This is a genomic window from Clostridium sp. UBA6640 (assembly GCF_002455975.1).
Classification (GTDB): domain Bacteria; phylum Bacillota; class Clostridia; order Clostridiales; family Clostridiaceae; genus Clostridium_J.
In genome coordinates this window covers 23,746-36,107 of the sequence record NZ_DKLM01000039.1, presented here as the reverse complement: position 1 = coordinate 36,107, position 12,362 = coordinate 23,746, and the positions used below count along the sequence as shown (strand labels likewise).

Genomic DNA, 12,362 nt, shown 5'->3' with positions numbered 1-12,362 from the left:
ATGACAACGATAATGACAACGAAAACGATAATGATATAGATATTAGCAACGACTTTACTGTTACTAACGATAACAATGGTAATATTACCTTTAATCCAGTATTCTCACCAAAAATTATTATTAAAATAAATGGCAAAGATATTGAAGCAGAATGGTCTAAAGATGAGTTTGATAAAGAATATGATGAATATAATAACTTTAAAAAACGCAAAAAAGAATAAAGAGTAGTCTGCTCTAATAATTATTATAAAAATTCATTAATATTTAACCTCTATTTCTATTTCCATTTCCAAACTTTTGGTATAATATTTTTATAATTTTAGACATGAAAATAGTCAATATTCTTGTTCTAATATTATTATTGCAAAATAATAAAGTAGAACGGAATATTGACTATATTTATATTAATATTTTACTTTCACATTTAAGAAATTCTTATCCATACCTTAACAACCCTAGATGTTTCTTTACTCCTATATCTTAATAAAAGATTTATATTTCCATAAAACGCCTTCTATTAAGAAAGTTTAAATCCAAATTTTACTGGATCTTTATCATCAATTACAAATTGATTAAATCCTGTAATATATGCACTTGCGGTTNNTCCCCTATTTTAGTTTCTCCAATGAAGTTTCCTCTGAACATAGTTCCTAAAATACTCTCATATATAAACTCTTCTGACATTTTCAGTTTTCCTTTCGCATATAAAGCTGCCATTTTAGCACTTGTTCCTGTTCCACAAGGAGATCTATCTAACTGACCTTCGCCAAATACAACTACATTTTGAAGTGTGGCATTAGGGTTTTTAGGTGGTCCATATATTTCTACTAAATCTACTGTATTTATATGTGATAAAGTTGGATGTTTTATCTCCACTATTTTATTGATTATATCTTTTATCATTACTCCTGCTGCACTAAGCTTTGTAGAATTATTAGGATTAATATCTATCCCTAGTTCTTCCGCTTTAACAAGTGCAAAAAAACTTCCTCCAAAAGCTATATCTACTATTACCTTCCCTATCTCTGGTAGTTCTATTTCTATTCCTTCTTTATATAGAAATGATGGAACATTAACTATGGAAGTTTCAATAGCCCTTCCCCCTTCAACTTTTACTCTTGCTTTAATTAACCCTGCTGGTGCTTCTAAAATTATATCAGTATATGGTTCTTTAACCTCAACCATACCTGTTTCAACTGCTATAGTTGCAGCACCTATAGATCCATGACCACACATGTTTAGATATCCTCCAGCATCCATAAATATTATTCCAAGATCAGCTTCTTTAGATACTGGCTGAGTTATTATAGAGCCAAACATATCTTTATGTCCTCTTGGTTCAAGCATTATAGCTGTTCTTATGTAATCCATATGATCTTCTAAATAAGCTTTTTTCTCTGGCATAGTATCCCCTTTTATTACTGGAACTCCACCTACAACTATTCTAGTTGGTTCCCCCATAGTATGAGAATCTATCGCTTGAATAGATTTTATAAATTTCATGATTTACTCCCCCATCTTTCTCATCTTTAATTTTAAAAAAGCCAATGCTTTTCTACTGTCTAAAGTTGAAACATTGTTTTCACCCACAACTTCTGTTTCTATCCCCTCTTTTGACTTATTAAAATCAACTATAGTATCCATATATTTATTAGTAACTACAAATTTAGCTTGAGTTCCAATAAAACTTAAGCCTACAACAGGAATATTTCTTTTCCCTATTTCTTCAATGGTATTAGCAAAATCAACATGACTATTCCCCCAGCCATCTACAGAAATTATTGCTCCATCTGCTCTCATAGCTTCTACCCAAGTAGCTACTCTTTGTCCAACAAATAATTTATCTTCGTTAGCCTGTGGGGTTCCAACTATAATTATTCCTAGTAAATCTACATCTTCATCATTAGCTACTACATCAATTAATGGATCTCTAAAATGATGCAGTGTAGTCTCTTTTGTTGATGGTCCTATTCCCATAATTAAAACCCTCCTAAATATTAATGCATTGCCCTTAAGGCTCCATCTCTATATTCATTATGTGATACAATTATAGGAGTGTTTCCCATATCAATTATTGACCTACCCCCAATTGTTCCACAGGGTTCATTTCCAAATAAACAAGTATCATACATTGCACCTTGTCCAGCAACTTGTTTTATAATTACTACCTTTTTTCTATCTTTTTTGACTTTATCATAATACTCATACCTTTCAGTAGAAAGCCTTCCATTGAGTATTTTCAAGCTTTCCCTTATCTCTTGTACTACTAGATCACAGCATCTATGAACTTCAGTTATGGCTTTCCTATAAGCACCCATACCAGATTTTAAAGTAAAATCCATCTGTATAATGATATCCTCCGTTCTTGGAGTACCAGCCTTATTAAATTTAACTTGTTCATTAAGTATGCCTTCTGATGATCCAAACTCTGCAACCTGTATACCTTCTTCATCTACACCATTAACCATAACTATAGCTCCTGTAAGCACATGAGTTATTCCTTCACCTATATTGCCGATAACCTTAGTGGCAATTGGAGAAAAATCCATAATAGAATTTACAAAAATATCTCTATTCTGCGGGAGAATTATATTTAATTTTATATCTCTAATGTATTCTTTGTTAAAAGATATATTACTTAGATCTTCCCTTAAATATAAAATACCTTCTTCTATATAAGTTCTAGTAGAAAATTTAACTTCTCTAATATGAAAAGTTTTAATTATTAACTTTCTTAATTCTTTATAATTACTCATAAAACTCACCATTTTTTAATAATCTAGATTTTAATTATATTTTAAAATCACAAAACAAATTTTACTGAATTAAAATCATAACTAAATGAAATTTTTCACTTGCCATTCCTTTTTGATACCTTAATTAACTATAAATACCGACTTCCTTAAAAGAAAGTCGGATTTTATATTCTAAACTTTAGCTATATACTCATATGGAAGACTTACTATTTTTCCTGGAGTATCTATATCTATTAACTGTTTTAATGTGTCCTTTAATATATTTCTTTGCATTTCTTTATTATTTGGCTCACCAGCATTAGCCCCCATTGGTACAAGTGGAGCTACAGATCTTGGCGTTCCTGTTTGCCTTACAACAGGTGGTAATGCAGCTATACAAATTGTAGGAATCCCTGATTCCTCTATCGCTCTCTGTACTAATACAGCTGAACGATGACAAGTTCCTCAGCCCGCAGTTAATACTACAGCATCTACGCCTTCTTCTTTTAACATTTTTGCTATTGCTGGCCCTGTTTCATTAGAAAACTTCTCTTGATTTCCGCCGCCGCCCATGAATCCAATGTGTATTGATGAAATTTCTTTTATGAATCCCTCTTCTTTTAATTCTTTTAATCTATCTATAGGAAACATACAGTTTATATCTTTATTAACATCACCATTATCATATCCACCATGTGATACCATAAGATCAGATGATGGAGTATCTCCTGGTATTATCCTATAAGTAAAATCGCCTGCTAGGTTAAATCTTTTATCTGTCTTTAAGTGAACTCCTGCTGCAGTTGCAAAAGCTATCTTCATATCCTTAAGCTCTTTTGTAACAGGTGACCATACTGGTGGTGGTGTTATAGGTACAAATATTTCTGATTGTAAGTTCTTAACAACAGAATAATCCATATTACTTTCCCGCCTTTCTATTTCTTTTCTCAATATTACTTACATACTTTTCATTTGCTTCCTCTGATAAAACCTCTGGAAAACTCATTTTAAACCCAACTTCTTGTCCTAGCTTAAGAGGGTAATCTGTGATAAGCATCCTCATAGGTATTTTCATGTAGCCGAGCCTGCCTTTTAAATCAATTCCAACAGCTCCATCCTGTATTTCCACTATTATTCCTTGCATTTCAATAATTTTATCTCCGTACCGCATCTTTTACCTCATTATATAAAATCACTACTTTGTAGCATATTTTTCTAGTCTTTTTTGACTCATAGGTATTGAAGTTTCATTTTCTACTCTATCAACTTTTATATCATAAGCTTTTTCGATTTCATCTAAATTAGATTCCTTAACATTTGGATTCCATTTTCTTTCAGCAGCTTTAACTTCTTCACCAGACATAGCCGACTTAACCATAGCTAATGCTCTTATGGCATCTTCCTTGCAAAGTGTATTACAGGAAAGAACCTCATTTTCTATTCCTGCTTCTGATTTGTTATTATCAACCATGTATTTCATATATTTATTACCAACAACTAGTGCTCCTTGCACAGCGCAGAAAGACATACCAACACAAATTACTTCTCTCATTCCAATTTGCTCTATATGAGAAGCAAAATCTATATGATTGTTTCCAAAACCTTCTGTAGTAACTATAGCTCCATCTACATCCATAGACTCTACCATCATTCCTAATCTTTCAGATACATAGAATTTTTCAGAGTTAATTTGTGGAGAGCCTATGAAAATAACCCCTGCCAAATCTATTTCTTCATCTTTCATTGCTTCTATTACTAATGGTTCTCTAAAATAATGCCTTGAACACTCTTTAGATGCTGGCCCTATACAAGTTAATGCATGTATGCCTCCATCTAATACCTCCAATGGTGACAACATTACAGGAACATTTCCAAGGTCAACATTTGGTTTTCCTCCAAGAACTCCAACTGGCTCCACTGGCAAAATTAAATTATCATGCATTGCACCTTGTCCCATTATTTCTTTAACTATAACTAATTTTTTCTTTCCTGGCCTTCTATATTGAACTAATTCTTCTGTATCAACTACTAGACTTTCATCTAAATCTTTCAGTGCCATTCTTATTTCTTGAGTTATAAAATCCGTTGCTTTATGTGCCGCTAACGGTCCTGGCCTTTCCATATTAGTTCCTCTAGCTATAACTACTTCTGTTTTTATAAAAATTTCACCCTTATCTGGAGCACCTGGCCTTCCCCACATTATATTTTCTTCTAATATACCTTCTGATGAACCAAATTCGCCTATTTGTACTCCATCTTCATCAGTTCCAGTAACCATTACAATTACTCCATCTAATATCCTTGTAGTCCCTGTACCTAGTTTTGAGTCTCCTTCTTTTGTAGCTATTGGTTGTACATCCATTATAGTTTCAGAGTAAATATTATATTTTTCTGGAGTTATTATATCTACTTTTATTGATTTAACTAATTCACTTTCATTTGCTGCATCTTCATAAATATTTTCTCTTATATAAAGAGTTGTACCTTCAATTTTAGTTTCTTGTCCAAACTTAACTTCATCTATTTTAAAGTGTTTTTTAGTTAGATTTCTTACTTTTTTAGGTTCTAAAATCACTTCTTTTAACTCACATTTATCTTCTATTTTTACTTCCTGTGTTTTAATATTTGATAATTGAGTACTTGTAGTAGTCATTTTTGTTGGCGCTTCCGCCATTGGTATCATATTTAGTGGAACTTCAATATCAATTCCTTTACCTTCAGCTATTTTAATTTTGAGAACTCCACCATTAAAACTTGTAATAGTTTCTGATTGATTTGATATTACTGCCTCATCATATCCCTCTAACATGTTTCCTGTAATTGGGGTTAATGCAACTGCATCAACTTTTAATTTTTTTCCTAGAACTTCTCCTACAGTTAATACATCTTCTTTTAATTTTATAAGTAATGAATCTTCTAATTGCTCAAAATGCATTGGATTTTCTAAATCATCACTTGAAATAATTTGTCCTGACTTTTTATTAACTTTAAGTACTGCTTTAGCATTTTCATCTATACTTTCTTTTATTTTGCTTTCAGCATTTGTAGACAAGCTTTTAATCCCTTCTAATAAATCTGGAGTTAAAGGCGTTAGTGAATCTATAGTTTTAATCAATCTAGCTCCTAAAACTTCACCTATTTTTAAACAATTCTTTGGTATATTTAATAACCCTGAGTCAACCATATCAGGGAAAATTTCTGGATCTTCCAAATTATCTGCTGAGATTATAGTCCCAGCTTCTGTTCTACAACATACAACTGCAACCTCATCTTTCAAAGCTTCTGCATGCTCTTTACTCATTGACATAATCAAAGGCCTCCTTTTAATCTACTATTTTAATATAGTTTTACAATTATGGATATTTAGCAAATGGAGTCCCTATAAAATAACAAGTGAAAAATACATAATTAAAGTCTTCTAGTTAATTTGTGATCTACAGTTCTAAATATATGATCTGTATGATGATATACAGCTAAGCCAGCCTTAGGTCCACAGTTCATAACAGTGTTTGAACAATCACTACAATTGGAAATCAATACTCTCTCCGCTTTAGCCTTTTTAAGATCTAATATTACAGCAGCCTGTCCTGGACAATCTCCAGGAGTTTTGCATTTATTAGCACCTTTAACATTGACTATATTTTTACATTGTACTACTTTAACAACATTTGATTTCATTTTTCCTGCTAAGTCTCTTAATCTTTCTTCACTTGCTCCACAAGCACAAACTAACAATCCTAAATTACCTTTAAATTCAGGCAATTCTATAGTCAATATGGCTCCTCCTGATATTTTTGTTACAGTGGCTTCTTCAAGCTCTTCTGCTTTTCCTGTGTATGGCCCACCTATTACAAGTTCACCATATTCACCATCTATTCCACCACACTGATCAATTAACTCCTTTATAGGAGCTCCTATAGGAACATCAAAAAATACTTTAGATTCTTTACCACTTTTAATCTTCCCAGCTATAGTTATATCTTTATCTATAACAGGTTTCCTATCTTCTACAGCCCTTGTTATATTTGCTAATGTTTCTGTGTTCAATACAACACACTTTGCTGCTAACGGAAGTTCTATTGGTTCTAACCATCTTCCAAGAATGCTATGAATTAAAGCTCTCTCTTCTCCCATAGGATAAATATCTTTAAGTTTTTTTATTTCTATGTTATCAATTCCGTTTAGCTCTTTTTCAATAGAGGCAATAGCCCTTTCATTTTTAGCCTTTATTCCTATGTATGCACCTTTAGCTTTAGTAGCTTCCATTGCGTATTTTATTCCTTTTATAACTATTTGAGGATTTTCCTCTAAAAGCCTTATATTATGTTCTAATAATGGTTCACATTCTACGCAGTTAGCTATTATATATCCATCTGGTATTTCAACTTTAAGTTTTATATACGTGGGAAATCCTGCTCCGCCAGCCCCTACTATACCAGCTTCAAATACAGTATCAGCAATACTATTACATTCTCTTATCTTTACATAATCTTTGCTTTGGTCTTTATCACATAAAATTATTATTTCTCTATCTGTTATTTTAAAAATTTCACCATTAACGCTACTGTGAATTTTAGCACCTAATCCCCTTATAGGATTTGCAATACATTCTCCTCTTTTTACTTTTTGTCCTTCTTTTACAACAGGTTCACAAGTCTCACCTACATGCATTTTTAAAGGAAATTTAAACATATTACTCATGGATTCCCCTCCTCTTCCTACTTTAATTTACCAGCAAAAATCATGCCAATATTATTAATATTATAAAAACTTATAGTTAACCATTGGAAAATAGCCCTAATAAATACAAAACACTTCATTAATAAATTTTATCTTTTTTCATCTTAGTCAAAAAACTGACATTTTTCTTGCTACGATTTTGTTACCCCCTTGCAATATCCCATTATATAAAGATTTTCAATCATTAAATACATGTCAGAAAATAAACACACCTGTCAATTTATTGACAGGTGTCTAACATATTATATTGTTTTAATTTATAATATAGTGTGCTTCTTTTTATTTTTAAAATTTCTGCTGCTTTAACTTTATTACCGCCAGTAATATTCATAACTTCCTCTATTATTTCACTCTCCAAAGTTTTAACCATTTTTTCTAAGTTGTATTTATCTTCTAAATCAATATCTTTATTTATAAAATATTTTTCCTCTTCATGGCTTAATATATATTTCGGAATACTGTCTACTGATATACATTCTCCATTAGATAGTAAAACCATTCTTTGGATTACATTTTTTAGTTCTCTTATATTTCCTTCCCATTTATATGATGATAATATTTTATAAATCCTATTATCTATTTCCTTTATCCCTATTCCCTCATTCTTTGATACTTGGCTAATAAATAAATTAATTAAGTCTTTAATATCTTCTTTCCGCTCTCTTAATGGAGGTATCTCAACTTGTACAATTGCCAATCTATAGAATAAATCACTTCTAAAAGTTTCCTCTTTAATAGATTTTTTTAAATCTTTATTAGTAGCTGCTATGATTCTTGTATTAGTATAAACAGGTTTTCCGCTCCCCAATTTATATATTACGCCATCTTGAAGTACTCTTAAAAGTTTACTTTGCATACCAAAAGGCATGTCCCCAATTTCATCTAAAAATAAAGTTCCGTTATTTGCAAATTCAAACATTCCCATTCTACCTTTTTTAGTAGCACCAGTAAAAGCTCCTTCTACATACCCAAAAAGTTCACTTTCTAAAAGATTTTCAGGTATAGCACTACAGTTTATTGCAACAAATTGTCCATTTCTCCCACTAGCTTCATGAATTGCTTTCGCAAAAACTTCTTTTCCCGTTCCACTTTCTCCAGTAATAAGTACAGAAGCTGAGCTTGGCGCTACCTTTTGACAAAGATTAATTGCCTCAATTATCTTTTTACTCTTTCCCCCTATATAAGAAAAACTATAATTATTAGCAATTTCTTTATTATAGGCATTACTTAACATTTCTACTTTAGCATTAGCACTTTCTAATTTTCTTGATAGGGATACAACTTCTGTTACATCTCTATCTGTAGATACTACCGCCACCATTTCTTTTTTAGGATTATATATTGGAATTACACTTAAAATTACCGACTTTCCTCTCATAGGCTCATGCCTTATATTCTCTATAGCTTTCCCTTCTTTTAATACTTTAGGGATTAGTGGATTATTAAAATGTTCCGTTACTTTCAATCCAACAATATCCTTAGCTTTGACCTTATATAGTTTTTCTGAGCTTTTATTCCAATAAGTTACTATTCCATCAATATCACAAATGCATACAGCTTCATGAATATTATCCAAAATATTATTTTGGAGATTGAATATTTCATCTAATTTTAGATAAAAACTATCTCTTAAATTATTGTTTGTTATTATTCCAATAATCTTATCTTTTTCCATCACTGGAAGGCGTCCAATATTATTTAAGATCATAATATCTCTTGCATCTCTAGCAAATTTATAAGGATTTATTGTAACTACATCTTTTATAGCATAATTTATAATTCTATCTTCTAGTAGATCACTTCTCTCAGTGCATATTTTTGCTAAATCTTTTCTGGTGAAAATCCCCATTAATGTGTGCTTTTCATCAACTACTATAACTTCATCTAAGTTCTGTGTTATCATCATATCTGAAACTTCTTTAACAGTATCACTATAAAGAACCTCTTTAAATTCTATATTCATTATATCCTTTACTTTATAAAGTAATTCCCCAATGTTCATCTTCTTCTCCTACCCCCCTTGTAATTTTAATTAGCATTTATATAACAAATCTACATCCTTTAGTTAATATAAAATATCACTAGTTGTTTCTAAATTAAAAATATTACAACAATTTAACTGGCTTTAAGCTAGTTTTATATAAAATAGAAGATTGAGTAAAATTAATCTGTATATTGAACTTAAAAATAAAATTTTATAAATTCATATACTTAAATAAAATCGTGACAAAGTCACGATTTTATCCAAGTCTTTAAAATTCATAATAATTATTTAAACATCATCTTTTCTTATTAAATTATACCCTAAAAGTGTAATGAAGGCACTTAAAATTCCTACTAGCATTCCTGCAAATACATCACTAGGATAATGAACATATAAATAGATTCTTGAAAAACCTATAAGTGCAGCAAGCACTATAGGAATTATTTTATACTGCGGTAATAATATAAATAATATTGTAGCTACTGCAAAAGATGATGAAGTGTGTCCCGATGGAAAGGAAAAAGATTTAGGTATGTGTATCAATGGATCTGATATAGGATACCTAATAATTGGTCTAACCCTTTCCACCACATTTTTTATTATACCTTCTGTCAAAATAGTGCTTAATAATAAAGAGCCAAGACAAAGAAGTCCTATATGCCTATAGTCTTTTTTAAATAAGCATATTATAGATATAATTATCCATATAACTCCTCCATCACCTAGATGAGTTATAATCGGCATTAGTTTATCAAATAATGGATTTTTCAATCCATGGTGTATAAAATCAATTAGTATTTTATCAATAGCATTAATATTCTTAAGCATATTTAATCTTTTCTCCCATTTAAATTCTCATATAAGTCGTTTGGAAAAGAATAACAAGCCAAAGATGTAGTATATTTTATATCAAACAAAACACCAAGTCATACTCATAGTAATTCTATAAGTGATTATGGCACCCTAGCGTGATGCTAAATATACTAACATGCTAGCTTATTATTTTTTAAGATTTTTAATATAATTTATAATAAAATATATTATTATTATTTTACTATAAATTCTTAACTATGTTAACCAAAAATTTTTATTGTTTTGATAGCTCTTAAATAGTTTTCTCCATCAGAAGTATAAATTAAAGTTAACGGCGTTACTGCAACTCCTTTAGCTGAAATATGGCATAAATCTCCTTTTTTTTCACTACATATTCTAGACACATAAAAACCTATAGTGTCATGTATTATAAAGTACTCATCATGATATTTACCTAAATAAATTACAACATGGCCATCTAGATACATAAGACATCCTGGAGTCATCCTATCCAATACTTTTTTCTTTTCCTCAATAGTCATATTTTCTATAGATTTAGTTATTCCTATTGCCTTCTTCTCTTGCTGAGATGAATTTCTAGGAAGCATTAGTCCCATAGTCTTAAATACATCTACTACTAGACTAGAACAGTCTCTTCCAAAAAATTCTCCTCCCCATCCATATCTTTCTCCTAAGCATTTAAAACTTTGCCTTATAATATTCTCTTCTGTATAAGGTAAATATCCATAGCATACATCTTCACTTCTCGAAATTAATATTTGTGTAAACTTTAAACTTCCATCATAACACCTTACTGGAAGCCATACCACATAACTTCCACAAGGATACATATCATAAATAGTTTCTAAAATGTCTTCTTCTTTTACTAATGAAAGTTTTACTCCCATATCTATAGGAATCATAGATATGCTTTCATCAAAAGGATTATATCCAGTGTAAATCCTTCTACCTGTAACTACTAAAAATTCCTTAGCTTTTGTATATTTTAATATAGCTTCTTTTTCTCCTATAGCAATATCTTTTCTTTTAATCCATCCTTTATACCCATATGTTTTTATAAAATACCATTCTTTATCTTTACTTTCATGTAAAATTACACAAGGATCGCAAATATTAATCGCCGTTTCCATTAATCTATCTAAGTCATAATCCTTTGGATTTTTAAAAATTCTATCATCTGTAGGATAAGATTTTATATATGATCTTCTTATAACCATTCCATACTGTATTAAGTTTTTTTCTTTTATAGCTTCTAAATTTAAATTTTTACTTAATTTAAAAAAATACTCTTTTTCTAAAATAAGGCCATTTTTATATCTAATTGTAGAATGAGGTTTGCTTACAGATAAAATTAAGTTTCTTAATTCTTTCTCTTCGAGAAAATTTTGTAATGAAAATATATCCTCCATTATATTACTTTTCATAGTTCTTTCATTATATCTTTTTATCTCATCATCACATATTATTATTCTCTTTGAAGTACTACTATTATTTATCCAAAACTCAGGATATAACATTTCTGTTTTAACTCTAGCAACTTTTGAAGAAAATTGAGTAAACAGTACACTCACCTCTTTATATATACTTTTATTATATATTGTATTAATTCTTAATGGATTATAAAACTATTGACGGTAGATTAATATTTACTAATCTTAAAATAGATATATCTTTAAAATTAAATTTACACAAAGAGTATTATTTTGTAATTCTTAATTATTACGTACAAATTTTTATTGTAGAATTCTATATTTATAATTACTTGCTAATTATATTTTTCATTGAAATTGTTATTGACATGAAATTTATAAGTGATATAATATTATAAATATATATTTATAATATACAAATTTTAATAAAATGCATATGCTATTATTAAATAAATAATAAATGCAATGAAGAGAAGAGTAAGCTGCCTTACATTTACAGAGAGAGAATACATTAGCTGAAAGTATTCTTAAATAGAATCAGTTGAAAACCACCTCTGAGTGACTTTAATAAAGTCCGGATAAATCCGTTAAAATTTTTAAAGTGGTATATCATAATCTTGATATGCAATTTGGGTGGAA

General features: G+C 29.9%; 10 protein-coding genes and 1 pseudogene. 1 reads left to right on the top strand and 10 read right to left on the bottom strand.

The window, feature by feature from the left end:
• A partial coding sequence (locus B2W91_RS04300) for a hypothetical protein (protein WP_291579048.1) occupies positions 1-221 on the top strand: 221 nt, incomplete at its 5' end.
• Positions 222-517: 296 nt separating this feature from the next.
• On the opposite strand, the pseudogene B2W91_RS04295 reads toward B2W91_RS04300, so the two are convergent.
• The 10 genes and pseudogenes from B2W91_RS04295 to B2W91_RS04250 form a co-directional block, all read right to left on the bottom strand.
• Positions 518-1,503, bottom strand: a pseudogene (locus B2W91_RS04295) (proline racemase).
• A gap of 3 nt (positions 1,504-1,506) precedes the next feature.
• Positions 1,507-1,977, bottom strand: coding sequence for a glycine/sarcosine/betaine reductase component B subunit (locus B2W91_RS04290; protein WP_291579047.1), 471 nt, complete (start codon positions 1,975-1,977; stop codon positions 1,507-1,509).
• Between the two features lie 20 nt (positions 1,978-1,997).
• Positions 1,998-2,756: a proline reductase cluster protein PrdD gene (prdD, locus tag B2W91_RS04285; RefSeq protein WP_291579046.1), complete on the bottom strand. Its 759-nt coding sequence runs from the start codon at positions 2,754-2,756 to the stop codon at positions 1,998-2,000.
• A 171-nt stretch (positions 2,757-2,927) separates the two neighbouring features.
• Positions 2,928-3,653, bottom strand: a complete 726-nt coding sequence (gene prdB, locus B2W91_RS04280; RefSeq protein WP_291579045.1) for a D-proline reductase (dithiol) protein PrdB — start codon at positions 3,651-3,653, stop codon at positions 2,928-2,930.
• A gap of 1 nt (position 3,654) precedes the next feature.
• Positions 3,655-3,906 (bottom strand): CBO2463/CBO2479 domain-containing protein, encoded by a 252-nt coding sequence (locus B2W91_RS04275; RefSeq protein WP_291579044.1) that lies wholly within the window; start codon positions 3,904-3,906, stop codon positions 3,655-3,657.
• 24 nt (positions 3,907-3,930) lie between these two features.
• Positions 3,931-6,042: a D-proline reductase (dithiol) proprotein PrdA gene (gene prdA, locus B2W91_RS04270; protein ID WP_291579043.1), complete on the bottom strand. Its 2,112-nt coding sequence runs from the start codon at positions 6,040-6,042 to the stop codon at positions 3,931-3,933.
• A 101-nt stretch (positions 6,043-6,143) separates the two neighbouring features.
• Positions 6,144-7,436 carry a proline reductase-associated electron transfer protein PrdC gene (prdC, locus tag B2W91_RS04265; RefSeq protein ID WP_291579042.1) on the bottom strand — a complete coding sequence of 431 codons (1,293 nt, stop codon included), beginning with the start codon at positions 7,434-7,436 and terminating at the stop codon, positions 6,144-6,146.
• 259 nt (positions 7,437-7,695) lie between these two features.
• Complete coding sequence (locus B2W91_RS04260) at positions 7,696-9,477, bottom strand: sigma 54-interacting transcriptional regulator (protein WP_291579041.1); 1,782 nt, start codon at positions 9,475-9,477, stop codon at positions 7,696-7,698.
• A 270-nt stretch (positions 9,478-9,747) separates the two neighbouring features.
• The gene (locus tag B2W91_RS04255; protein WP_291579040.1) at positions 9,748-10,287 is read right to left on the bottom strand and encodes a phosphatase PAP2 family protein; all 540 of its coding nucleotides are present in this window, start codon (positions 10,285-10,287) and stop codon (positions 9,748-9,750) included.
• 245 nt (positions 10,288-10,532) lie between these two features.
• The gene (locus B2W91_RS04250) at positions 10,533-11,864 is read right to left on the bottom strand and encodes an SH3 domain-containing protein (RefSeq protein WP_291579039.1); all 1,332 of its coding nucleotides are present in this window, start codon (positions 11,862-11,864) and stop codon (positions 10,533-10,535) included.
• Positions 11,865-12,362 lie beyond the last annotated feature (498 nt).

What these genes read in the sequence shown, in the direction of transcription:
- B2W91_RS04255 (WP_291579040.1), bottom strand. Translation starts at nt 10,287, where the DNA reads ATGCTTAAGAATATTAATGCTATTGATAAAATACTAATTGATTTTATA.
- B2W91_RS04260 (WP_291579041.1), bottom strand. Translation starts at nt 9,477, where the DNA reads ATGAACATTGGGGAATTACTTTATAAAGTAAAGGATATAATGAATATA.
- prdD (WP_291579046.1), bottom strand. Translation starts at nt 2,756, where the DNA reads ATGAGTAATTATAAAGAATTAAGAAAGTTAATAATTAAAACTTTTCAT.
- B2W91_RS04290 (WP_291579047.1), bottom strand. Translation starts at nt 1,977, where the DNA reads ATGGGAATAGGACCATCAACAAAAGAGACTACACTGCATCATTTTAGA.
- prdA (WP_291579043.1), bottom strand. Translation starts at nt 6,042, where the DNA reads ATGTCAATGAGTAAAGAGCATGCAGAAGCTTTGAAAGATGAGGTTGCA.
- B2W91_RS04275 (WP_291579044.1), bottom strand. Translation starts at nt 3,906, where the DNA reads ATGCGGTACGGAGATAAAATTATTGAAATGCAAGGAATAATAGTGGAA.
- prdC (WP_291579042.1), bottom strand. Translation starts at nt 7,436, where the DNA reads ATGAGTAATATGTTTAAATTTCCTTTAAAAATGCATGTAGGTGAGACT.